This is a genomic window from Xenorhabdus bakwenae, assembly GCF_030272115.1.
Lineage (GTDB): Bacteria > Pseudomonadota > Gammaproteobacteria > Enterobacterales > Enterobacteriaceae > Xenorhabdus > Xenorhabdus bakwenae.
The window spans coordinates 2,729,338-2,754,130 of record NZ_CP119194.1 but is presented as its reverse complement, the minus strand read 5'-3'; the positions used below and the strand labels follow the sequence as shown (position 1 = coordinate 2,754,130).

Annotated in this window: 18 protein-coding genes, 4 tRNA genes and 2 pseudogenes; 17 read left to right on the top strand and 7 right to left on the bottom strand. The window is 45.3% G+C overall.

All coding sequences use genetic code 11. The annotated features are described in order from the left end of the window. Positions 1-2 precede the first annotated feature (2 nt). The 7 genes from wzyE (at position 3) to PXH59_RS13795 (ending at position 4,507) form a co-directional block, all read left to right on the top strand. Positions 3-1,430 (top strand): ECA oligosaccharide polymerase, encoded by a 1,428-nt coding sequence (gene wzyE / locus PXH59_RS13825; RefSeq protein WP_285808821.1) that lies wholly within the window; start codon positions 3-5, stop codon positions 1,428-1,430. After that, positions 1,417-2,154, top strand: a complete 738-nt coding sequence (wecG, locus tag PXH59_RS13820) for a lipopolysaccharide N-acetylmannosaminouronosyltransferase (RefSeq protein WP_285808819.1) — start codon at positions 1,417-1,419, stop codon at positions 2,152-2,154. The genes wzyE and wecG overlap by 14 nt, the downstream gene beginning before the upstream one ends. Positions 2,155-2,532: 378 nt before the next feature. Then, the gene (gene thrP, locus PXH59_RS13815; protein WP_047766315.1) at positions 2,533-3,906 is read left to right on the top strand and encodes a bifunctional threonine/serine APC transporter ThrP; all 1,374 of its coding nucleotides are present in this window, start codon (positions 2,533-2,535) and stop codon (positions 3,904-3,906) included. 171 nt (positions 3,907-4,077) lie between these two features. Next, positions 4,078-4,154 (top strand) — tRNA-Arg (locus PXH59_RS13810). A 75-nt stretch (positions 4,155-4,229) separates the two neighbouring features. Beyond that, positions 4,230-4,305: transfer RNA gene (locus tag PXH59_RS13805), tRNA-His, on the top strand. A gap of 15 nt (positions 4,306-4,320) precedes the next feature. Continuing rightward, positions 4,321-4,407 (top strand) — tRNA-Leu (locus PXH59_RS13800). Positions 4,408-4,430: 23 nt separating this feature from the next. Further along, positions 4,431-4,507: transfer RNA gene (locus PXH59_RS13795), tRNA-Pro, on the top strand. 786 nt (positions 4,508-5,293) lie between these two features. On the opposite strand, the gene hemY is transcribed toward PXH59_RS13795, so the two are convergent. From hemY to hemC, 4 genes and pseudogenes are all read right to left on the bottom strand, one after another. Continuing rightward, positions 5,294-6,499, bottom strand: a complete 1,206-nt coding sequence (gene hemY / locus PXH59_RS13790) for a protoheme IX biogenesis protein HemY (protein WP_285808818.1) — start codon at positions 6,497-6,499, stop codon at positions 5,294-5,296. A gap of 2 nt (positions 6,500-6,501) precedes the next feature. Further along, a pseudogene (gene hemX, locus PXH59_RS13785) lies at positions 6,502-7,635 on the bottom strand (uroporphyrinogen-III C-methyltransferase); the annotation flags it as partial. A 48-nt stretch (positions 7,636-7,683) separates the two neighbouring features. Then, complete coding sequence (hemD, locus tag PXH59_RS13780) at positions 7,684-8,424, bottom strand: uroporphyrinogen-III synthase (RefSeq protein WP_285808816.1); 741 nt, start codon at positions 8,422-8,424, stop codon at positions 7,684-7,686. Then, positions 8,421-9,362, bottom strand: coding sequence for a hydroxymethylbilane synthase (gene hemC / locus PXH59_RS13775; RefSeq protein WP_285811791.1), 942 nt, complete (start codon positions 9,360-9,362; stop codon positions 8,421-8,423). The genes hemD and hemC overlap by 4 nt, the downstream gene beginning before the upstream one ends. Before the next feature lie 655 nt (positions 9,363-10,017). Between hemC and PXH59_RS13770 the strand changes: the two are divergent. Further along, positions 10,018-12,640: pseudogene (locus PXH59_RS13770) on the top strand (class I adenylate cyclase). Between the two features lie 111 nt (positions 12,641-12,751). Here PXH59_RS13770 and cyaY read toward each other — a convergent pair. After that, a complete protein-coding gene (gene cyaY, locus PXH59_RS13765; protein WP_047766308.1) occupies positions 12,752-13,072 on the bottom strand; it encodes an iron donor protein CyaY in 321 nt (106 codons plus the stop codon). A 78-nt stretch (positions 13,073-13,150) separates the two neighbouring features. Here cyaY and lptM point away from each other — a divergent pair, with 78 nt between their 5' ends. The 7 genes from lptM to corA all read left to right on the top strand — a co-directional run bounded on the left by lptM (position 13,151) and on the right by corA (position 19,844). Then, positions 13,151-13,348, top strand: coding sequence for an LPS translocon maturation chaperone LptM (gene lptM, locus PXH59_RS13760; RefSeq protein ID WP_047766307.1), 198 nt, complete (start codon positions 13,151-13,153; stop codon positions 13,346-13,348). Between the two features lie 40 nt (positions 13,349-13,388). Next, positions 13,389-14,213, top strand: coding sequence for a diaminopimelate epimerase (gene dapF / locus PXH59_RS13755; protein ID WP_285808814.1), 825 nt, complete (start codon positions 13,389-13,391; stop codon positions 14,211-14,213). Positions 14,214-14,261: 48 nt separating this feature from the next. Continuing rightward, positions 14,262-14,966, top strand: coding sequence for a DUF484 domain-containing protein (locus PXH59_RS13750; RefSeq protein WP_047766305.1), 705 nt, complete (start codon positions 14,262-14,264; stop codon positions 14,964-14,966). Continuing rightward, positions 14,963-15,877, top strand: a complete 915-nt coding sequence (gene xerC / locus PXH59_RS13745; RefSeq protein WP_285808813.1) for a tyrosine recombinase XerC — start codon at positions 14,963-14,965, stop codon at positions 15,875-15,877. The genes PXH59_RS13750 and xerC overlap by 4 nt, the downstream gene beginning before the upstream one ends. Continuing rightward, positions 15,877-16,593 carry a 5-amino-6-(5-phospho-D-ribitylamino)uracil phosphatase YigB gene (yigB, locus tag PXH59_RS13740; protein ID WP_285808812.1) on the top strand — a complete coding sequence of 239 codons (717 nt, stop codon included), beginning with the start codon at positions 15,877-15,879 and terminating at the stop codon, positions 16,591-16,593. The genes xerC and yigB overlap by 1 nt, the downstream gene beginning before the upstream one ends. A 46-nt stretch (positions 16,594-16,639) precedes the next feature. Then, entirely contained in the window at positions 16,640-18,805 is a 2,166-nt protein-coding gene (gene uvrD / locus PXH59_RS13735; protein ID WP_285808810.1) for a DNA helicase II, read from the top strand. 88 nt (positions 18,806-18,893) lie between these two features. Then, positions 18,894-19,844, top strand: a complete 951-nt coding sequence (corA, locus tag PXH59_RS13730; protein ID WP_047766301.1) for a magnesium/cobalt transporter CorA — start codon at positions 18,894-18,896, stop codon at positions 19,842-19,844. 178 nt (positions 19,845-20,022) lie between these two features. Here the strand turns inward: corA and rarD are convergent, their stop codons facing one another. Next, positions 20,023-20,913 (bottom strand): EamA family transporter RarD, encoded by an 891-nt coding sequence (gene rarD / locus PXH59_RS13725; RefSeq protein ID WP_047766300.1) that lies wholly within the window; start codon positions 20,911-20,913, stop codon positions 20,023-20,025. Between the two features lie 247 nt (positions 20,914-21,160). Continuing rightward, complete coding sequence (locus tag PXH59_RS13720) at positions 21,161-21,646, bottom strand: thioesterase family protein (RefSeq protein ID WP_047766299.1); 486 nt, start codon at positions 21,644-21,646, stop codon at positions 21,161-21,163. Between the two features lie 286 nt (positions 21,647-21,932). Here PXH59_RS13720 and recQ point away from each other — a divergent pair, with 286 nt between their 5' ends. Together recQ and pldB are read left to right on the top strand one after the other, a co-directional pair. Continuing rightward, positions 21,933-23,759, top strand: coding sequence for an ATP-dependent DNA helicase RecQ (gene recQ / locus PXH59_RS13715; protein WP_285808807.1), 1,827 nt, complete (start codon positions 21,933-21,935; stop codon positions 23,757-23,759). A gap of 45 nt (positions 23,760-23,804) precedes the next feature. Continuing rightward, positions 23,805-24,776: a lysophospholipase L2 gene (gene pldB, locus PXH59_RS13710; protein ID WP_047766297.1), complete on the top strand. Its 972-nt coding sequence runs from the start codon at positions 23,805-23,807 to the stop codon at positions 24,774-24,776. Positions 24,777-24,793 lie beyond the last annotated feature (17 nt).

Genomic DNA, 24,793 nt, shown 5'->3' with positions numbered 1-24,793 from the left:
CAATGACCTTGACACAATTCGGCGGGCTTTTTGTTGTTTACGTGATTTCGGTGGCCTTTATCCTGACTTTAACGTATCAGGAGTTTCGGCGTATCCGTTTTAACTTTAATGTCTTTTTCTCATTGTTGTATTTGTTGACATTCTATTTTGGCTTTCCATTGACGAGCCTGTTGGTATTTCAGTTTGATGTGGAAGTCGTGCCGGTAGATTCGTTGTTACATGCGATGTTGGCGTCTGGCTGTTTTTATGCCATTTACTATGTGGCTTATAAAACACGCCTCACTTACAAAATACGGCCCGACGATAATATCAGACCTGAAAACTTAACGGTGACTGTGCCGCGTAAGCCCCTGTTTACGATGAATCGGGTGGAAACGAATCTGACGTGGTTACTGCTTGCCGGTATTGCTATCGTTACGGTAGGTTCCTTCTTTATGCAGAACGGCTTTTTGCTGTTTAAGTTACAGTCCTATAGCCAGATATTTTCCAGCCAGGTTTCCGGCGTGGCGCTCAAGCGCTTCTTTTATTTCTTTATTCCTGCCATGCTGGTGGTCTTTTTTCTGAAACCGACCAAAGTACGATGGTTATGCTTTTTGGTCGGAACGGTGGGATTTGGCATCCTGACGTATGTGATCGTTGGCGGAACGCGGGCTAACATCATTATCGCGTTTGCATTGTTCCTGTTTATCGGGATTGTCCGTGGCTGGATCACGCTGTGGGTGCTGTTTACTGCGGGCGCAATGGGAATTGTCGGCATGTTCTGGCTGGCGTTGAAACGCTACAGCCTGGATGTAAGCGGGGCGGAGGCATTTTATACTTTTCTGTATCTCACGCGGGATACTTTTTCGCCGTGGGAAAATTTGGCCCTGTTGCTGGATAATTACAGCAAAATTGAGTTTCAAGGGCTGGCACCGATTATCCGTGATTTTTATGTTTTTATTCCTGGTTGGGTATGGCCGGACAGGCCTAATCTGGTCTGGAACACAGCTAACTATTTCACGTGGGATGTATTAGATAACCACTCTGGTCTTGCGATCTCCCCCACACTGATAGGCTCTCTTGTGGTGATGGGGGGGGTATTCTTTATCCCTCTGGGGGCGATTGCAGTCGGTTTTATTATCAAATGGTTTGACTGGATTTATGAAGCAGGAAAACGGGAAAGCAATCGCTATAAAGCAGCCATTTTGCAGGCTTTCTGCTTTGGCGCCATCTTTAACATGATTGTGCTTGCCCGTGAAGGAGTAGATTCTTTTGTTTCTCGGGTGGTGTTCTTTTGTATTGTCTTTGGCCTATGTCTGGTTGCGGCGAAATTGCTGTATTGGCTGTTTGAAAGTGCCGGGCTGATTCGAAAGTTTGTGGTCAGTAATCTGGCTACTTTGCGAAAAACATCTGTTATTTTGGATGTAAGGAAAAAAAATGGCGTTGAATAACACTCCCAAATACCGCATTCGCGGTCTCAATATTTGGGGCTTTCGCGGTATGTCGCATTTCCTCGATCATCTTTTCCTGGATGGACAGGTAAAAACAGGGACATTGGTGGCGATTAACGCAGAAAAACTGCTCACGGCCGAGAAAGATAATGCGCTGAATATATTGTTGGATGAGACCGAATATTTATACGCAGATGGCATTAGCATCGTACGTGCCATTCGCCGTAAATACCCTGAGGCGGAGGTATCGCGTATTGCGGGCGCTGATTTATGGGAAGCCTTGATGGAACGGGCCGGATGTGAAGGTACTCCGGTCTTTCTGGTTGGTGGAAAACCCGATATCCTGGCACAGACTGAGCACAAACTGCGTACCCAGTGGAAGGTCAATATCGTGGGCAGCCAGGATGGGTATTTTACGGCCGAAATGCGTGATGAGGTATTTGAGCGGATTCATGCCAGTGGTGCTGCGATTATTACCGTAGCAATGGGATCACCCAAACAGGAAATCTTTATGCGTGACTGCCGCAAGGTATATCCAGATGCACTGTATATGGGGGTTGGCGGAACCTATGATGCCTTTACTGGTCACGTTAAACGTGCCCCAAAAGTCTGGCAAAATCTGGGTTTGGAGTGGTTGTATCGCTTACTTTCTCAGCCAAGCCGTATCCGTAGGCAGCTAAAGCTATTGAGATTCCTTGGTTATTATTATGGTGGTAAGCTTTAGCCCCGATCATGTCCTTTTTCTACCTGTTGCGTCGGGCATATGCGATTGCAGCAGGTTTTTGTTTTTTGGATTTGCTAATAGCTTGTTGTTTAATCATTTGTGTTCACATTCCATGTTTTAACTCCCGTGTTTTTAAGCCTCACTTGGCAAAAGTGTCAAATAGTCACCTTGTTATATGAGGGAAATCAGTCAGGCTGGAAGTCGTTCTCTTCCATTACGATGTCAAATAAAACAGATATCGACTCAATTTTATAATTTTTTATTTCACTGATTGGCAAAACGTGTTTTGATCCCAGCCTTTTTTACAACGATTGATTATCAATTCCTGTATTTTTCTGTTTGCAAGTATAGACATCATAAAAGTGGATAGGGAGTTTTATGAGTGATTCAAAACAGAGCCTGCAAAGGGGACTTGAGGCACGTCATATTGAGCTGATTGCGCTAGGTGGCACAATCGGTGTAGGGCTGTTCATGGGTTCAGCCAGTACCTTGAAATGGGCCGGCCCTTCTGTTTTGCTGGCTTACATTATTGCTGGTTTTTTTGTCTTTTTCATTATGCGTTCCATGGGAGAAATGTTGTTCCTTGAACCTGTAACGGGTTCATTTGCTGCTTTTGGGCATAAGTACCTAAGCCCTTATTGGGGATGCCTGACCGCATGGGGTTATTGGTTCATGTGGGTTTCTGTCGGGATCTCAGAAATCACGGCCGTGGGCGTCTACGCTGAATTCTGGTTTCCAGAGTTGCCGCAATGGGTTTCAGCACTGGTAGCGGTTGGATTGGTTGCCTTAGCCAACCTGGCGGCAGTAAGGCTATATGGTGAACTGGAATTTTGGTTTGCCATGATCAAAGTCACAACGATTATTGTGATGATCCTGATTGGCATTGGTTTGATTTTCTTCGGTTTGGGCAATGACTGGCAACCCATTGGTTTGGATAACCTGACTGCACATGGTGGTTTCTTCTCCGGTGGATGGAAAGGCTTTTTATTTGCCCTTTGTATTGTGGTCGCTTCCTATCAGGGGGTAGAGCTGGTTGGCATCACTGCTGGTGAAGCGAAAAACCCACAAGTTACCCTTAAAAAAGCGATCAACAATATTTTGTGGCGTATCCTGATTTTTTATGTTGGTGCTATTTTTATCGTTGTAACCTTGTTCCCGTGGACGGCAGTAGGCACGCATGGCAGCCCGTTTGTGATGACTTTTTCTAAAGTTGGTATCGCTTCTGCGGCTGCGGTGATTAACTTTGTCGTGCTGACAGCTGCGCTGTCAGGGTGTAACAGCGGAATGTACAGCGGTGGCAGAATGCTGTATGCCTTGGCGCAGAACCGTCAATTGCCTGCTTCATTGCTGAAATTGTCGAAAAATGGGGTGCCGGTAAGATGTATTGCAATTACCATTGGTTGCTTGATTGCAGGTTCCTGCCTGAATTATCTGATACCAAATCCGCAGTCAGTATTTGTTTACGTCTATAGCGCCAGCGTATTGCCTGGCATGGTGCCATGGTTTGTGATTCTGGTCAGTCAATTGCGTTTCCGTCAGCATCATGAGGAAGCCATAAAACAGCACCGGTTTAAATCGATTCTGTTCCCTTACGTCAATTACCTGACATTGATTTTCCTGTGTTGTGTCTTGGTGGGAATGGCAATTAACCCTGATACACGTTTCTCACTGATAGTGGGTGGCCTATTTTTGTTGATCGTGTCATCAATTTATGGGTTGATGAAATGGTATTTGTCTAAAAAATCGATATAGTTTTCTGGTCGGTTTTTAATCTAAAAAACGATTTGTGATAATACTGCGGTGGAAAAGTGCTGCCTTTATCAGCTAAATGAGTAAAGCGTAATCAAACGCTTCATTTCTTTTAAAAAAGCACTGGACAGTACGACATTAAATCCGTACTATCCTCCACCGCAACGGCGTTAAGCGCCCGTAGCTCAGCTGGATAGAGCGCTGCCCTCCGGAGGCAGAGGTCTCAGGTTCGAATCCTGTCGGGCGCGCCATTTAAAGCGTGCAAGAGCAGTGGTAATGAGTTATCGTGGTCGGGCATTGTTGTATGTAAAAAGATAGCTGTTATGGTGGCTATAGCTCAGTTGGTAGAGCCCTGGATTGTGATTCCAGTTGTCGCGAGTTCGAGTCTCGTTAGCCACCCCATCTTTTTTATGAAACGCGAGGGTGGCGGAATTGGTAGACGCGCTAGCTTCAGGTGTTAGTGTCCTTACGGACGTGGGGGTTCAAGTCCCCCCCTTCGCACCATAAGAAAGATAAAAAATATATTTCGGCGAGTAGCGCAGCTTGGTAGCGCAACTGGTTTGGGACCAGTGGGTCGGAGGTTCGAATCCTCTCTCGCCGACCAAATTCTGAAAAACCCCCGCAAAGCGGGGTTTTTTCTTTCTGACTACTTCCAGGTTCTTTTCTTCTTCTCCCTATTATCCCTGCTCTCCCTGCGGATAAAAAATTTTTCCCTTTTTATTTCTTCTTAATTTCTGTTCGATTTTTAATCGATAAATTGAGTGTTATTGTTTTTGTTAATGAATTAACGTTATGTTTTAAAAGATATTTTTTATTGATGTTGTATTTCAACGACAAACCGCACTACTTAATGTCTCAAATAGGAGACGTTCAACTATATGATTTATCATGTCTATATTTAAAAGGCTCAAAGAGCGTCTCAAATGAGAGACGGTATTTTTAACGATATTTGGTGAAAGTCCGGTTATCTATTATGGAAAGCCAGCCAAACCCTGGGTAAAGAAAGTTTATCCTGATTGAAAAAGTTGGCACATAAAATGCAATATTTAAGATTGTAGATACTCATTCCACTCCTTATGACAGCATATGACTTCATAAACCTCGGGATGATGTAGAGCTGATTGTCAGTGCCTATAGTCCACGTTATAGATGAGTAAGTATTCTGTCTTTTCATCGCAAACCGGACACAACGTTGAGTGAGGCACTATCCGTCTGTAGACCTGATTGTATTTATACACCTGTCTTCTTTGATAGGTGTTTTTTTTTGTCTGTAGAACAGTGAAGACAGGCTTCAGGCAGTTTGCCATGAGCTTTAATGGTGAATGCACCTCGGTTAACGACTCAATTGCATCCCATATCTTTCATCGTTAACTGAGGTGTGTGCCCCCGTTTATACTTCGACGTCGCTATCACGCTTCAGGGTCAGCATAAAGCCTTTATTGCGGGTTTGGGTAGCTTCTTCACGCTTTTGCAATCTGTCCAGTGCATCGGCAAGCCATGCGTAATCATGAGCATCTGGTCGTTGAGCAAGAGCGGCTTTAAATGCCGATTCAGCATTGGCCCATTCACCACGGCGCAGGGCAACTTGTCCCAGTGTACTATTGAGCAGCGGGGTTGCACCATGTTGCTTTAACAGGTGAGCAAGGGTCTTTTGTATGGCGTCAGAATCACTTGCCTTAAGATGGGGAATTAATAGCAGCAAACGTTCGTCGTACTGCTGTTTTAATCCGTCCAAAATGATTTGTTGGGCGGTCTTGTGATCATTGCATTCAATCAAATGCTCGGCCACGGCAACTTGCAGTACAATGTCATTGCGCATTTTGCGGCTTTGATCTTTCCACCATATTTTCAGCCCCGTACTGCCTTTCTCTGCCATAACCTGATTCATTAATCCGATATAGGCTTGCTGACGTAATTTAAGGATTTCTTCTTCACTGTGCAGATTAGCTTTCAGCATGGAAGGCAAAATATCAATCAGGGATTGATAAGCACCTGAAAGAGAGTAAGCCTGTTCAGCCAATCGCAATACTTCAGGGTGACGAGGGGCATGATCCAACAGCTTGTCCACACCAACGCGTGCGGCATGAATTTCACCTTGTGCTAATTGAACCCGGATACGGGTAATATCAACGGGAAGCTGGTCTTTATCGGCAACTTCTGCCGCTTGTTGAATATATTGGTTGGTTCGGAAATAATCCCCGCGTCGTTGGGCTGCCTCTGCCGCCAGCAGATAATTCACGACAGGAAGTTCTGCATGGTCAGCGTTGCGGGCCATCAGGCGTTCAACTTGCTTGAAGTCCCCTTCGGCGAATTTCAGCAGTGCCTGTTTGGTTTGTGAGCGAGCACGATGACGTTTATATCCACCAAAGATCCAGCTATGAGTGGACGTGCTGGTACGTTTTAAACGCCGATAACACCAGCTGATCAGAATCAGCAGGAATTGCAGCAGGAGGAAGATGATCACTAGCCCAGTGATACTGGTGGTAATGTTGAGCTTGTCCGTCTGGATCAAAACATATCCTTGATGGCCAGACATCAAGGGACCAACGACGATCCCGATAATAAGGATCACGAACAGCAAGAATATCTTCAGCATGTTCAGTTCCCCTCAACGGATGTTTTTACCTGATCGGCGGTTGTCGACCGTGATTGTGCCTCAGGCAGAATTTCAGATTGGGAATCCGTTTGGGATTGCGTGGAATCTGGTAAGTTATAGATACGCTTACGAACCAGCTCTGCCAATATCGGCTGGCTGTTCAGTTGTTCAGGAACATTGATGGATAACGGTCTCTTTTGCAGTGAGGCAACGTTTGTTAAAAAGCGCTCTGCCCCTGAGTCAGTGGTATCAAAATAAGCATTCACCCAAGATTGAACATCTTTCAATGCGTCCTGATAAATTTTAACTTGATGGCGAGGAACTGCCTGAGCAGCAATCAGTAGTCTGGAACGAATGTTCTCGCGCAGGTAAACACCTTGGTTAGGTGCCAACAGTGGCTCTTTGCTGTTATCACGTGGCGTAATGGTAACGAAGTTATCCATAAAGCTGTGCCAGCTATGGCCCAGGTTCTGGCGCCAATCAGCGAGGGAGGCAGTGATCCCATGCTCGTTTTCCTTCTCCGATGTGGCTTGTTCTACTTTATTGGCAAGGTGTAAGTTATCGACTTGGTTTGATAGCTGATTCAGCATCAGGATAATACCGTCTAAATCAATCTGTTTGATTTTGGTCAGGGAATCGATATCTGCCATGATAGCTTTACGGGCATTGAGCAGGCTGGGATCATCCATTTCAGCCAGGTTCTGGTCGGCATCTTTCAGCAAGGCGATGGCAGTAGTCATATCCTGTTCGCTCCAGACTTTTCGGCCAGCCATCTTAACGAGGGAGCTTGCCTGCGCCAGTCGCCAGTTTTCAATATCTGTATTTGCAAATGCCGAAACACGGTTTTGAAGCTCTGTAATGCGACCAGCCTGTTGCTGACGTTGTGAGTTGGCTTGTTGTAAGGAATCCGCCAACTCTTGGAGTTTGGCGCTAAAGTTTTGCTTATCGGCAGACTGCTGTTGTGTCAGAGAAGCTGTCTCTTGTTGAAGAGCGAGATTTTCGGCTTTTAATGCTGTATTCTGCTGTTGACCATGATAATAAATATAAAGACCACCAACACCTATCGCCAAAGAAGTGGCAATTGAGAGCGTATTACCTAACCATCCATAACTCTTAACCGTATCGGTAGATGGCTTTTGTTCCGTCTTTTTTTTGTTCCGTCATAATGGACATCCCCTATTAATTTATTCCAGTGCCTGGATTAAGGCGTCATTATCTGCACTCTTGGCAACTTGTATTGTTTGCCAGCCCAAAGTCTGGGCGATATCAGCAAGACGTTTGCTGACCACAATCAGCTTGCAATTCAGTAACCATGCTTTTCCAGCGCTATCCGTGACTAAGTTATATAACAGTTGCAGCATTTCGCCACTTGTAACAACGATGGTTTTTATACCACACTGCTGCCAGTGACGACTGAAATCGGCTGTATCGTATTTGACTGGCTGGCGTGAATAACATTCACAGTAATCTACTGCACCTCCACGGAGCCTTAATGTGGAGGCAATCACTTCGCGGCCGCCATTGCCTCGGAGCAATAAAATCTTTTTATTGTCCATTGACTGTAAAGTGGGGAGTTGCAGCAGCTCTTCACTGGTTTCACCCTGCTTAGAATAGAAGATTTCTAATCCAGTTAATTGATGAAACATCAGGGAAGTTGGTTTGCCGATCCCATAATAGGATAACTGTTCAGGCCATGACTGGCCTTCTTGAATAAGCTGTTCATTGGCATAATGAACCGCATTTTTTGATAATAGAAAAACCCGATCTCCCGCAGACAGCCATTGCAGTTTTTGTAGCAGTAATGGCAAATCTGCCCCCGGATGAATTTCAATGAGGGGGGCGCTGAAGGCTGATTTTCCAATAGACCGCAGTCGCTTGACCAATTCCTCTCCTGCGGGGACAGGGCGGGTGATCAAAATGCTCATTTCGGTAGGTTCCTCTGGTATACGTGCGCCAGGATCTGGCGTGCGCCCTTTTCCAATAACTCTTCCGCCAATGCGATACCTGCCTGACGAGCCTCTTTGGGTGAAACCACTCTTTCACCGCGCAGGATCACTGTGCCATCAGGGGAACCCACTAGCGCGCGTAACCAAATGCTTTCTCCCTGCCAGATGGCATAACTGCCAATCGGTACCTGACAGCCCCCTTCAAGGCGGGTATTCATCGCTCTTTCAGCGAGAACGCAAGCTTCTGTTCTTGCGTGGTTCAAGGGCAACAGCAGTTCACGGGTTTGATGATCATCAAGCCGACACTCAATACCTATCGCCCCTTGACCAACGGCTGGCAGCAATAATTCAGGCTCTAATGGCATACGAATGCGTTCTTCCAGCCCCAGCCGTTTCAGGCCCGCTGTTGCAAGAATAATGGCATCATAATCGCCGTTATCGAGCTTGTTCAGACGGGTCCCGACATTACCGCGTAAGTCACGAACGACAAGATCAGGACGTCGCTGACGGATTTGGCACTGGCGACGTAAACTGGACGTACCCACAACACTGGCAGTCGGTAGGTCATCAAGCGAGGCGTATTTTACTGAAACAAAAGCATCCCGTGGATCATCCCGTTCGCAGATTGTGACCAATCCCAAACCATCAGGAAATTCGACAGGGACATCTTTCATGGAGTGAACGGCAATATCAGCTCGCTTTTCGAGCAGCGCTAATTCCAGTTCCTTCACAAACAGCCCCTTGCCGCCCACCTTTGCCAATGGCGTGTCGAGGATAATATCACCGCGTGTCACCATTGGAACCAGTTCTACTTGCAGTTCTGGATGAAAGTGTTTCAGTTGCTTTTGAACATATTGCGCTTGCCACATAGCTAATGGGCTTTGGCGGGTAGCGATGCGAATGGTTTTCATTGTCATGGATAAATCTATTAGGTAAGTATATTGGGTAATTGATGGGAAATAATGGTTTTTAGCCACCAGTTAGTCACCAATTAGTGAGAAAATAGTGCCAGTTTTAACATCTCAATGATTTTTTTTCCAGTAACGAAAAAGCCAGAAGAAATCAAAATAGTATATGGATATACAGTTTATGAAATAAAAATAATTTTAAATATTAAAATAATATTTTGCTCTAATGGATAAAATAAACAAAGAGATTGATTTAAAAGCAAATTGAAATTTGGGCTTATCTTAATGATAAAAAGCGCTGAAAATATTTAACAATAAGAAAAATATTATTCGATTAAATATTTATGAAAGAGTGATGTATTTACAATATCTTACAACCGCGATATGAAAAATAATCAGCGATAATAGTGATACTAAAAAAGCATATTATTGTGTCTGTTTTGTGATTAACTTAATATTTTACAATGAGTTAATTGTGTTTTGGCTATTGCAGGTAAAGAGAAAAGATGGTATTGCGTACTTTACGCTTTGATTGCAAGGTGTTAAATTGATCACGTTTCCGACAATAAGTTTGTAAAAATAATTTTAAATAATCTTGTAATACCATGCGTTATCGGAAACAGGGGACTACTTTAGGCACTGGAACTGATATCAGGCGAAACTCTTGTATCTCTATATTGAAACGCTAAAGCAGCGACTGGATGCAATTAACCAACTTAGATTAGAGCGCGCTACGAGCTTAATGAGTGACGCTTTCAAGCAAGTTTATAGTTTAATTCCAGTATTATTACATTATCATCATTCAATGATGCCAGGTTATATCAAAAGCGACGTTCCTCATGGCGTCTGCTTTTTTATGCCTGATGAAGCACAGCAGTTTTGGATTAATGATCTGGATAGCCAGCTTACTGGTGCCCTGCCAGATGTATTGTCACATACGTCTAATGGTGAATTGCCGATTACGGGAATTTATTCCATGGGCAGTACTTCTTCTATCGGGCAAAGTTGTTCTTCTGATTTAGATATTTGGGTCTGCCATCAATCTTGGTTGGATAGTGATGAGAAAGCGTTACTGGAACAAAAATGTACCTTGATAGAACAGTGGGCGGCTTCACTGGGTACTGAGGTTACTTTTTTTTCTGATTGATGAAAACCGTTTTCGGCATAATAGCTGTGGTCGTTTGAACGGTGAAGATTGCGGTTCTACCCAACATATCCTTCTGCTTGATGAATTTTATCGTACAGCGGTTTGTCTGGCTGGCAAACGCTTATTATGGGCAATGGTTCCGGTAGAAGAGGAAGCTCATTATGATGAGTACGTTCTTTCTCTCTATGCCCAGGGCGTGCTGACACCAAATGAATGGTTAGATCTGGGCGGCTTGAGCGAATTATCCGCAGAGGAATATTTTGGGGCGAGTCTCTGGCAGCTTTACAAGAGTGTGGACTCTCCTTATAAAGCTGTATTGAAAAGCCTGCTGTTGGAAGCTTATTCATGGGAGTATCCCAATGGAAAACTTCTGGCGATGGAAATGAAGCAATATTTTCATGATGGTGCGATTGTTTCGTTTGGTCTCGATGCCTATAGCATGATGCTGGAGCGTGTAACCCGCTATCTGATTGCCACGAACGACCTTGCGCGCCTTGATTTGGCGCGTCGTTGTTTTTATCTGAAGGTATGCGAGAAACTATTGGCAAGCCAGAATGATAAAGGCTGTACAGGATGGCGTCGTCAGGTTATGTCCCAGTTAGTGCGCGAATGGGGTTGGGATGACGAGAAACTGGCTATGCTGGATAAGCGTCATGCATGGAAAATTGAGCAAGTACGTGATGCCCATAATGAATTGCTTGATACCATGATGCAGAGTTATCGCAACTTAATCCGCTTTGCCCGCCGTAATAATTTAAGTGTGAGTGCCAGCCCGCAAGATATTGGCGTATTGACCCGTAAATTGTATGCGGCTTTTGAAGCATTACCCGGTAAAGTGACTTTGGTCAATCCTCAGATATCACCGGATCTGTCGGAAAAGGATTTGACTTTCATCTATGTCCCTCCGGGGCGAGTAAACCGCAGTGGTTGGTATCTTTACAACCATGCCCCCACGATTGAATCGATCATTGGTTATCAACCATTGGAATACAATCGCTATCTGAATAAATTAGTTTCCTGGACCTATTTTAATGGCCTGCTGGCTAAAGAAACTCGGCTCCATATTCATCACGGGGAATCTCAGTGTGACAGGCAGAAATTATGTGATTTGGTGGGTGACATTGCCGCTCACTTCTCAATCCGTCTACCTGCCCCCACACCAAAAGCACTATATAGTCCTTGTGAAATTCGCCATTTGGCGATCATTGTCAATTTAGAACAAGATCCAACGGCTGCATTTTCTGATCAAATCGTTCGTTTTGACTTAAGGAACCTGAATGTTTTCAGTTTTGGCGAGTTGCAACAATGTCTGGTAGGTAGTATTGATTTGCTTTACCGCAATTCATGGAATGAAGTGAGAACCTTGCATTTCAGTGGTGAACAATCGGTATTGGAAGCATTAAAAACCATATTGGGAAAAATGCATCAAGATGCAGCGCCGCCATCTGATGTTGAAGTATTCTGTTATAGCAAACATTTGCGTGGGTTGATCTGCACTCGTATCCAGCAATTAGTTTCAGAGTGTATAGAGTTACGCCTGTCCAGCAACCGACAAGATCCAAACCGTTTCAAGGCGTTACGCATTTCAGGGCAAACATGGGGATTATTCTTCGAACGGTTAAACGTTTCGGTGCAAAAATTGGAAAATGCAGTGGAATTCTATGGTGCGATTTCCAACACCAAATTGCATGGTCTGCCAGTTAAAATTGATACCAAAGAAAAACACTTACCGTCTGTCATCGACGGTTTTGCCTGTGAAGGAATTATCCAGTTCTTTTTCGAAGATATTGACAGCAAACAAGGGTTCAATATTTATATTCTTGATGAATCAAATCGGGTGGAAATTTATTCCCATTGCGAAGGCAGTAAAGAAGAGTTGGTGCGAGATATCAGCCGATTTTATTCATCATCACATGATCGTTTCACTTATGGTTCTAGTTTTGTCAATTTCAACTTGCCTCAGTTCTATCAAATCGTTAAGAAAGGTGAGCGTACCCATGCCACTCCATTTATAGCGGGAGTGTACCCAGTGGATAATAATATAGAAGCGAATGATGCCAGGCTCCATATTGACGGGCACCTTGATAAAACCTGTAGGACACATGCACGTGACCCTTATCGTTCGCTTTATCACTATTGATATTATCAATAATCCTAAGCGCCTGTTTTATCAGGCGCTTATATTAGATACCTTTCATCGACTCATTGTTTTTATTTGGTTTTGATAAAAGGCGGTTTTGATAAAACATAGTCACGAAAATGGGAACGGCTCACCGCTTTGCTCAGTAATGGCTTGTGCCAGCAGGGAGAGAAAATCATGGCCACTGCGGTCACAAATCCATTGGCTATCCCGATAATCGAAATGGTAACCGCCATTTTTGGTTGCCAGCCATATCTGATGGAAAGGCTCCTGGCGGTTAATAATGATTTTGCTGCCGTTTTCAAAACTCAGCGTCATCACACCGCCATTTGTTTCATAGTCAATATCCGCATCACCTTCGTAATTATCCAGTTGCTCTTCAAGATGAAGTATCAATTGATCAGCCAATTGATGAAATTCGCTATCGTTCATGTTTATTTCCTATTTGCTTTTCAGGGTCTAGCTGCGATTATAGAGAGTATTGGCGTATGAATCACAGGCATTAATATAATGAAAAAACAACTTCGTTGGTCACTGGCTATCATAACATTACTTTCTCTGGCTGGTTGTGGCTTGAAAGGGCCTCTCTATTTTCCTCCTGCAAAAACATCTGCAACACAGGTATCTATGCACAAAATGGATAAGGTGCAGCCAGAAAAGTTGTTAAAAAACAGCTTCTTTAAAGACAATATATCGATGAATGCTTAATGATAGTGATTCGGTGATGTGATTTCTCTTGGAGTCGTATATGCAGTTCTCCAAAATGCATGGTCTTGGTAATGACTTTATGGTTGTTGATGCCGTGACCCAAAATATTTATTTTTCTCCGGAGTTAATTTGCCGTCTGGCTAACCGGAATACTGGGGTGGGTTTTGATCAACTTTTGATTGTGGAAGCGCCCTATGATCCTGACTTAGACTTTCACTACCGCATTTTTAATGCTGACGGCAGTGAAGTTTCCCAGTGTGGTAATGGGGCACGTTGTTTTGCCCGTTTTGTCCGTCTCAAGGGGTTGACCAATAAACGAGATATCAAAGTCAGCACGCGAGCGGGCCAAATGATATTGAGCATCACCAATGATGACCAGGTTTGTGTCAACATGGGAGAGCCGGATTTTGAGCCGCAGCGTATTCCCTTTCGCGCCAATAAGGCGGAGAAAACCTATATTATTCGTACTAACGAACGTACGATACTTTGTGGCGCTGTATCGATGGGAAATCCTCATTGTGTCATACAGGTTGAGGATGTGGACACTGCCGAAGTGGAAATATTGGGACCCGTATTGGAAAGCCATGAACGTTTTCCTGAACGCGCCAATATTGGTTTCATGCAGATAATAAATCGGAACCATATTCGGTTGCGTGTCTTTGAGCGCAGTGCGGGTGAGACACGGGCATGTGGCAGCGGTGCATGTGCCGCAGTAGCCGTCGGTATCCAGCAGGATCTGTTGGATAATCAGGTTCGGGTTGATCTTCCGGGTGGGGTACTGCAAATTCGCTGGGATGGGCAGGGCAAACCACTTTTTATGACGGGACCTGCAACCCATGTCTATGATGGTACGATTCATTTGTGATTGATTCTGTGTTCGCTGAGTCTCTCTTGAAATATGGGGCATTGGAAAATGAGTAAAAAAGACGATCCATTGCACATTGGAAACAGGTTGGATGATCAGACAGTCGTGGATTATTTATTGAATAATCCAGATTTTTTTATCCGTAATGCCAATATGGTCGATAAGATAAGAGTTCCTCATCCAGTGCGGGAATGTGTTTCTTTAATGGAATGGCATATGAACCGCCAGAGGAAACGTATCTGTTATCTGGAAGACGATCTGAACCATTTGATAGAGCAGGCGAAACAGAATGAAGTGCTGTTCAGTAGCCTATTGCAATTACTGACAGATCTCTCTGGCGCCAAGAGTTTACAGGACTTTCTTTCCTGCTTAAGTTCATGGTCAAAAACATTGGGATTAAGTAACAGTTATATTCGGTTGTTCGGTGATCAATGGCATATTGGCGCACCACTGAATGTGCCGGAGCTGGCGATTTCCCGTCAGGCTTTTGAAGCCGTTCGCATTAAACGATTCGGTGAAAAAAATCATTATCTTGGCCGCTTGCATGGCCCAGAGATTTTATTGTTGATGCCACAGGCCCGTCATGTTGGCTCCGTGGCGATTTCCCTTTTGGGATCACGAGGGGAGTTGGGCATGGTCATTTTCAATAGTCATAATAAACAGCACTATCACGAAAGCATGGGAACTGACATTCTCGCCCATTTGGCGAAGCTGTTGCCGGATTTGTTGTCCCGTTGGATTGAACGCGCATGACTCAGCCGATTGATTTACTGTTAGCGCCCGTGGAAGACTTCTTGCACTATTTGCGGGTTGAGCGACGTTTAAGCCCCGTCACGATCACGAACTATCGACGCCATTTGGCTGTTTTGGCGGAAATGTCACGGGAGATGGAGATACGTGAGTGGCAGGAATTAGATTCGGTTAAGGTCAAAATGTTTGCCTCCCGCAGCCGGCGGGCAGGATTGCAGTCTGCCAGCCTTGCTTTACGCTTTTCTTCTCTGCGTAGTTTTCTTGACTGGATGGTAATGCAAAATAAGCTGGCAGCTAATCCGGCTAAAACAGTCAGTACCCCACGTAAAAAACGCCACTTACCTAAAAATATGGATGTGGATGAAGTTAACCAACTACTCAATATTAATCTGAACGATCCGCTGTCAGTGCGTGACAGAACCATGCTGGAAGTGATGTACGGAGCGGGATTGCGTTTGTCTGAACTGGTGGGCCTGGATTGCCGCCATTTGGATTTGGAAACTGGGGACGTTTGGGTACATGGCAAGGGCAGCAAAGAGCGTAAAGTGCCGTTCGGCCGTATGGCGCAGGAATGGCTCCGGCGTTGGCTGGAAATGCGGGAATTACTTGAACCGGAAGATAATGCGCTGTTCATTTCCACCAAAAGCGGCAAACGTCTCTCTGCCCGTAATGTACAGAAACGATTTGAACAGTGGGGGATTCGGCAAGGTGTTAGCAGCCATGTTAACCCTCATAAATTGCGTCACTCTTTTGCCACACATATTCTGGAGTCCAGCGGCGATCTGCGAGCAGTACAGGAATTACTGGGTCACGCGAATTTGTCGACCACCCAGATCTATACTCATCTGGATTTTCAGCACCTGACCAAAGTCTATGATGTGGCCCACCCCAGAGCCAAACGAGGAAAATCATAATGCGTTTTTATCGGCCTGTCGCGCCGTTTTCTGCGATGACATTCGATCTGGATGATACGCTTTACGATAATCATCCGGTCATCGATAAAACCGAAAAAGAAGTGTTGTGTTTTATCAGGCAGTACGATGCCAAATTCGGTCACTTTGGCTATGAAGATCTGCATTTATACCGCCAGGCGGTTCTTGAACGGGAACCGGAGATTTATCATGATGTGACTTCATGGCGGCGACAATCCGCAGAACTCATGTTTGCCCACCAGGGTTTCAATCATGAAGAGGCGGTATGCGGTACGAATGAAATCATGTCCTGTTTTACGTACTGGCGTAACCAAATCACGGTTCCTGAATCGACTCATAAGGCGTTGTCCGTACTGGCGGAAAAAATGCCGTTAGTGGCAATTACCAATGGGAACGCTGAACCGGCTGCATGCGGGCTTGCCCGTTATTTTGAATTTGTATTGAAAGCGGGCATAGATGGGCGCGCCAAACCTTACCCTGATATGTACCAGCTCGCAGCAGAGCGGCTCAATCTGCCTATAAATCAGATCCTGCATGTGGGGGATAATCTGACTACAGATGTAGAAGGCGCACTTTGCAGTGGTATGCAAGCTTGCTGGATTAACATCGAAAATAAAAATCTGATGCAGGAACCTGAAGGACGTTTGGTTCCACATATTGAGATTTCTGATTTGGCTTCTTTGATAGCACTGATATAATTTCAGACTGAAATCTGTATAAAAATACTCACAACTGACGGTAATTATGGACGTTTCTTATCTGCTCGAAAGCCTCAATGATAAACAACGTGAAGCGGTCGCCGCATCCCGTAGTAACATGCTGGTGCTGGCTGGGGCTGGCAGTGGTAAAACGCGCGTGCTGGTACATCGGATCGCTTGGTTACTGTCAGTTGAAAATGCCTCGCCATTTTCCATTATGGCAGTCACGTTTACCAATAAAGCGGCTGCTGAGATGCGGCACCGAATCGAAAACCTGATTGGCACCAGCCAGGGCGGAATGTGGATCGGTACATTCCATGGACTTGCTCACCGCTTGCTGCGCGCTCATCACCTTGATGCAAATCTGCCGCAGGATTTTCAGATCCTTGACAGCGAAGATCAACACCGCCTCATCAAACGTATCATCAAAGCGATGAATCTGGATGAAAAACAGTGGTCTTCCCGTCAGGGGATGTGGTACATCAATGGCAAAAAAGATGAAGGATTGCGTCCGCAACACATTGAAAGCTATGGCAATCCGGTAGAGGCGACCTGGCTGAAAATCTACCAGGCTTATCAGGAAGCGTGTGACCGCGCAGGGCTGGTGGATTTTGCTGAATTGTTGCTACGCGCCCATGAACTTTGGCTGAATAAGCCACAAATCCTGCAACATTATCGTGAACGCTTCACGAATATTCTGGTGGATGAATTTCAGGATACCAACAGCATTCAATACGCCTGGATTCGTCTTCTGGCTGGTGATAGCGGTAAGGTCATGATTGTCGGAGACGATGACCAGTCCATTTATGGCTGGCGTGGTGCGCAGGTAGAAAATATCCAGCGTTTCCTCAAGGATTTTCAGGGAGCGGAAACGCTCCGTCTGGAACAGAATTACCGTTCGACCAGTAATATCCTGAAAGCGGCCAATGCCCTGATTGCTCATAACAGTGATCGTTTGGGCAAGAATTTGTGGACAGAAGGCAGCGAGGGAGAGCCAATTTCACTTTATTGCGCCTTCAATGAATTGGATGAGTCCCGTTATGTTGTCGGCCGTATCAAGCATTGGCTGGATAATGGCGGTGCACTGAAAGAGTGTGCGATCCTGTATCGCAGTAATGCCCAATCCCGCGTACTGGAAGAAGCCTTGTTGCAGGCTTCCATGCCTTACCGCATTTATGGTGGTCAGCGTTTCTTCGAACGTCAGGAAATCAAAGATGCCTTGTCTTATTTGCGTCTGGTATCAAACCGTCACGATGATGCTGCTTTTGAACGTGTGGTGAATACCCCGACGCGTGGCATTGGTGACAGAACGCTTGATGTTGTGCGCCAGGTGGCGCGGGATCAGCAAAAAACCTTGTGGGAAAGTAGTCAGGGATTGATACAGGAAAAAGTGCTGGCTGGCCGTGCGGCATCTGCGCTGCAACGCTTCATCGAATTGATTGATGCGCTGGAAACGGAAACGCAGGAGATGTCGTTGCATGTGCAGACCGATCGCATTATCCGTGATTCTGGCCTATGGGCGATGTATCAACAGGAGAAAGGCGAAAAGGCGCAAGCGCGTATCGAAAACCTTGAAGAATTGGTCACGGCAACCCGCCAATTCAGCTATCAGGATGAAGATGAAAATCTGCTGCCATTGCAAGCCTTCCTTTCCCATGCCGCACTTGAATCGGGGGAAGGTCAGGCAGATGCCTATCAGGATGCAGTGCAACTGATGACCTTGCACTCAGCGAAGGGTTTGGAATTCCCGCAAGTTTTTATTGTGGGGATGGAAGAGGGCATGTTTCCGAGTCAGATGTCCATCGAAGAAGGCGGTCGGCTGGAAGAAGAGCGTCGTCTGGCCTATGTAGGCGTTACCCGGGCGATGGCAAAACTGACGCTGACTTATGCGGAAAGCCGTCGTTTATATGGTAAGGAAGTGCATCATCGCCCATCTCGTTTTATTGGAGAATTACCGACAGAATGCGTGGCAGAAGTTCGCTTGCGGGCAACGGTATCCCGTCCGGTCAGCCACAGACGACTGGGTACGCCTGTCAGTGCCAATGACAGTGGTTATGCACTTGGACAGCGTGTACGCCATCCCAAATTTGGTGAAGGGACGATTATCAATATAGAAGGCAGTGGGGAGCATTGCCGCTTGCAAATCGCGTTTCAGGGCGAAGGCATTAAGTGGTTGGTGGCCGCTTATGCCCGACTCGAAACAGGCCAATAATCCGGTTGAATGTTGACAGACTTTTTCTTCTAAGCGTAACATTCGCGCCTTACGATAAGCGTAGGGAGTATAAGGAGACTTATGGTACATGCTGAACGCATTTAAATTAGAGAATAATCGCCTGCTCCGTCTTGAACTTGAAGAAGGTGATAAGTTATCTGATTCCATGTGGGTAGATTTAGTGGGGCTGGGGGATGATGATCGCCTCCGCGTCCAGAATGAGCTGGGACAAGCCCTGGCGACCCGCACCGAGTTGGATGACATCGAGGCATCAGCCCGTTTTTTTGAAGATGAAGATGGTATGCACGTCCATTCATTCTTCTACTTTGAAGATGCCGAAGACCATGCTGGCAACTCGACAGTCGCATTTACCATCCGTGACGGTCGTCTCTACACATTGCGAGAGCGTGAACTCCCTGCATTTCGATTATACCGAATGCGTGCCCGTAACCAGACGATGGTTGATGGAAATGCCTATGAACTGTTGATGGACTTGTTCGAAACCAAAATCGAACAATTGGCTGATGTCATTGAAAACATCTATAGTGCGCTTGAATCTCTGAGTCGGGTCATTATGAAAGGCAAACAGGGCGATGAGTTTGATTCTGCTTTGTCTAATCTTGCTGAACAGGAAGATATTGGCTGGAAAGTCCGCTTGTGTCTGATGGATAGCCAGCGTGCGCTGAACTTCCTTGTGCGCCGTGCCCGCTTGCCAGCCAATCAGTTGGAACAGGCTCGTGAAATACTGCGGGATATTGAATCCTTGCTACCGCACAACGAATCCCTGTTCCAGAAAGTGAACTTCTTGATGCAGGCGGCGATGGGCTTTATCAACATCGAACAAAGCCGAATTATCAAGATTTTCTCGGTGGTTTCGGTGGTATTCCTGCCACCAACATTAGTCGCGTCCAGCTACGGTATGAACTTCGAATTTATGCCGGAGCTGCATTGGACATTCGGCTATCCTGCGGCGATTGGATTGATGATAGCAGCGGGCCTGGCCCCTTATCTCTACTTCAAACGCAAAAATTGGCTGTAATCATCTCACCAGCTATCTGTCTCCAGTTACATGGTTATCTATGTTTCTGGAGGAGGGATGTCGTGATACTGCAAGTTGAAATCGATTTAATTTATGAAGAAACTGACCCGAATTTTCGCTAATACCTTGGGTCAGTTTAGACATTTTATCGATACGGGTGCTTGTTGGAGGAAGTTGGCTACTGCCGTAAACGACGTTGCGTATAGAGCGCATCCAGTATAAACAAAATCAGGGCAGCCCAGATAAAGCCAAACGTCATCAAACGATCGGGACCAATTTCCTCGCCATAAACTAGCGTTGCCAACAAGAACATCAATGTCGGGCCAAGATACTGGAAGAAGCCCAGCGTAGATAAACGCAGATGCGTAGCTGCTGCGGTGAAGAGCAGCAGTGGCACCGTCGTAATAATACCGGCAGCAATCAACATAAGGTTCAAAGAGTACGTATTATCCAACATATTACTTGTTGGACTATGGGTGAAAAACAGCAGGTAAATTAGGGCGACAGGGAATACCCAGCTTGTCTCAATCAACATCCCCGTCTGTGCATCAATTCCCAATTTTTTGCGGATCAGCCCATAGACAGCAAACGTCGTCGCTAAGTACAAACCAATCACCGGTACAGAACCGAACTGCCATAGCTGGATCAATACACCGGTAAAGGCCAATCCTACGGCAACCCACTGCATACGGCGAAAACGTTCACCAAGAAATATCATACCAAACAGCACATTAACCAGTGGGCTAATAAAATACCCCAGACTCGCTTCCAGCAAGTGCCCATTATTGACTGCCCAGATATAGGTAAGCCAGTTACTGGTAATAGTGAAGGCAGTGATGCCTAGTAATAGCAGTATCTTTGGCTGGCGAACAACAGCCCAAGTCTGGCGCCAGTGACGAGTCACTGTCAGCAACAGTACCATAAAAAAAACTGACCATATAACACGGTGTGATACGATTTCATCGGGGGGCACATATTGTATGGCTTTGAAGTAAATGGGCGCAAATCCCCAAATAAGACAAGCCCCCAAGGCATACAAGATACCTTTGGCAGTCTGTTGGTTACTCATAATATCCTTGAATATTTAGAAAATGTTCAGAAAATCAGAAGAGCTGGTTAAGGTGATAGCTCATAGACCTATACAATTTGTCATTGGGATGAATGATTTACAAGTAGTTAATCGCATGAATAATAAATTAAATTTTCCACTTAGCCAAATAGCACTTTATGCTAAATTATTAATTCCTTCATTTATTTTAAGTTTGTATTCTGGGCATGAGTGGGGTATTCGTTTTAGGTATTAGGGTCTGAAAACATCAGCCGACCAAATAAGTTCCCGTGGCACTAGCGATATGCACTTGTTTTTCATTATGCAATTCAATTCTGGCGACAGAAACTTTATTGCCTGCGCGGATAAGATTGCAACTGGCAGTAAATACTTCACCACGTCCTGGGCGCAGATAATCCACGCGCAAATCAATAGTGCCTAATGTGGTTAGACGTTTTTGGATCTCGGCGATGGTCATTGTTTCAATGGATGTTAATGCATTGCCAGCACAAACCAGCCCTCCAGCAACATCTAATATGGAAGCAATAGCACCCCCGTGTAGAATTTTATGGATCATATTACCTACCAATTTTTCTTGGTAACAAAATTGCAGTTCTGCGTAGTCTTGCTCGAAGCGGAGCAGTTCGAGACCCAACAGGCGGTTGAATGGCATACGATAAACAAAGATTTCACCGATAAATTTACGGGCTTCTTCTGGCGTTAAGAGGGTGTCTACTGGCTGAGTATTTTCCATGGTGATTTTCCTGATAATCTGATAATAAAAAGTAAAATTAACGGGTGCTAAATGAATTTATATAGTTAATTTCTTGTTAAGTCTATGCTTTCATTATCGTCTTTGCCAGTCTGTGAAGCGCTTCGAGAAACAATTCAGGGGGGAAAAAACGGACTACAAAAAATAACCATATAGCGTGTAGAATAAACGGTAATTTTTTATATACAGGCGATCGGATCGCTACTGTATTTTTATAGCCTGTTTTCAGGCTTTTTCAGGGATTAGTATCTAACGATCGAGGAAAGGCGTGTCTACCGCAGAACTTATCAGCACGGCCTCGCTGGCTGAACAAGCATTACGAAAAACATTCGGATACCAGCAATTTCGTCCGGGGCAGCAGCAAGTGATTGACGCCGTTCTTGACGGACGCGACTGTCTGGTGGTTATGCCAACGGGAGGCGGTAAGTCACTGTGCTACCAGATCCCCGCATTGGTTAAAAATGGGCTGACTCTGGTTGTGTCTCCACTCATTTCATTGATGAAAGACCAGGTTGATCAGCTGCGTGCGAATGGCGTTGAAGCGGAATGCCTGAACTCAACTCAAAATCGTGAACAGCAATTTGATATCATTCAACGTTGTCGTAAGGGAAGTATTAAACTGCTCTATATCGCGCCTGAACGGCTGGTAACGGATAACTTTCTTGACCAGCTCCGCGACTGGCCACCTGTTTTATTGGCTGTCGATGAAGCTCATTGTGTTTCTCAATGGGGGCATGATTTTCGCCCAGAATATCGAGCATTAGGGCAACTCCGTCGTCGTTTCCCCGAGCTTCCAGTGATTGCACTAACCGCTACAGCAGATAAAGCGACCCGTCAGGATATCGTACGTTTATTGGAGTTGCATGAGCCGATTATCCATATCAGCAGCTTTGATCGTCCCAATATTCGCTATACTTTAGTTGAAAAATACAAACCGCTTGATCAGCTTTGGTCATTTGTCCGAGGCCAGCAGGGAAAAAGTGGCATTATCTATTGCAATAGCCGTAATAAAGTGGAAGAAACCGCAGTGCGTCTGCAAAAGCGGGGGTTAAGTGTTGCGCCTTACCATGCGGGGCTGGAAAACAGTCAACGGGCATGGGTACAAGATGCCTTCCAGCGAGATGATTTGCAGATCGTAGTAGCAACGGTTGCATTTGGTATGGGAATTAACAAACCTAATGTGCGCTTTGTTGTGCACTTTGATATTCCCCGTAATATCGAATCTTATTATCAGGAAACAGGCCGGGCTGGGCGAGATGGCTTACCGGCGGAAGCCGTGCTGTTTTACGATCCTGCGGATATGGTATGGCTGCGTCGCTGTTTAGAGGAAAAACCTACTGGTGAACAACAGGATATTGAGCGGCATAAACTCAATGCTATGGGCGCATTTGCACAGGCGCAGACCTGTCGTCGCTTGGTATTGTTGAATTATTTCGGGGAAAGCCGCCAAACAGCTTGTGGCAACTGTGATATTTGCCTTGATCCTCCCAAACGTTACGACGGTCTGGTCGAAGCACAGAAAGCGCTGTCCTGCATCTATCGCGTTGGACAACGTTTTGGGATTGGCTATATTGTAGAAGTGCTACGTGGTGCGAATAATCAACGCATTAGAGATTTTGGGCACGACAAGCTGCCTGTTTATGGCATGGGTAAAGAGCAGAGTCAGGAACATTGGATGAGCGTTTTGCGTCAGCTTATTCACCTGGGGCTTATCAGCCAAAACATTGCCAACTATTCTGCGCTGCAATTGACAGAGGCTGCACGGCCTGTATTACGTGGCGAAGTGTCTCTGCAACTTGCCGTACCACGTATCCAAAACTTGAAAAGCCGCAATCAGCAAAACAAATCATACAGTGGCAATTATGATCGCAAATTATTTGCTAAGTTACGCAAATTGCGTAAATCCATTGCTGATGAAAACAATATTCCACCCTTTGTTGTTTTCAATGATGTCACGTTAATTGAGATGGCAGAGCAGTGCCCAATAACGCCAGATGAACTTTTGCTGATTAATGGCGTTGGTCAGCGGAAATTAGAGCGTTTTGGTGATGCATTTATGACCTTAATCCGAGAGCATTTTGAAGAATTCGAGTAACTGAAAGATTTGAATAACTAAAGGACAGTGAACTGAGGATAACGCATGGTATCTGAGATATTGAAAGCCAGCTGGTTAAACCGTGAACCTCAGTTCTCAGCCTTTACGAATGGACTATTACTGGATTTTTGGCAAACAAGGGAAGAACGGCAATTTGTAGGAGTTGATGATATTTCCATCCATTATGTCTCCTTTTGTTCCTTCCATCATGACAAAACACTCGTCGTTTTGCCTGGCCGTAGTGAAAGTTACGTGAAATATACTGAAGTTGCCTATGATTTTTATCATCTGGGTTACGATGTTTTCATTATTGATCATCGTGGGCAAGGCCGTTCAGGGAGAATGTTAGACGATCGACAAAAAGGCCATGTTGAAGAATTCGATCATTATGTGGATGACTTAGTTAAATTTATTGAGCTTGAAGTAGCACCTCGTCAGTCTCATCGCTGTTATGCTCTGGCCCATTCAATGGGGGGCGCAATTTTGAGCCGTTTTCTGGTGCGTTACCAGGAACCGATTTTTCGTGCTGTGGCGTTATGTGCGCCGATGTTTGGTATTAACTTACCCATGCCGCGCTGGTTAGCGAATTTTCTGGTTAATCAGGCGGAACCCAGTATCAAAAGACGTAACGCCTATGCCCTGTCAACGGGGCAATGGCAGCCATTACCCTATTTTATCAATCTATTAACGCACAGTTATGCGCGTTATCAGCGTTATTTGCGTTACTATGCTGATTATCCTGAATTGCGCCTTGGGGGGCCGACTTACCATTGGATGCGTGAAAGTATGCTGATGGGCGATAATCTGATTGAAAATGCGGGCAAAATTCAAACTCCACTCATCGTATTACAAGCAAGTGAAGATAAGATAGTCAGTCATCGGGAGTTATTGGCTTTTTGTGCATCGCACCAAAATCCCCTGATTATCCAGGGGGCTCATCACGAAATCCTGTTCGAAAAAGATGTATTGCGAGCGCAGGGCCTCAATGCAATTTGTGATTTTTTTGACCAGAACTGATTTAGTTTAGGAACTAT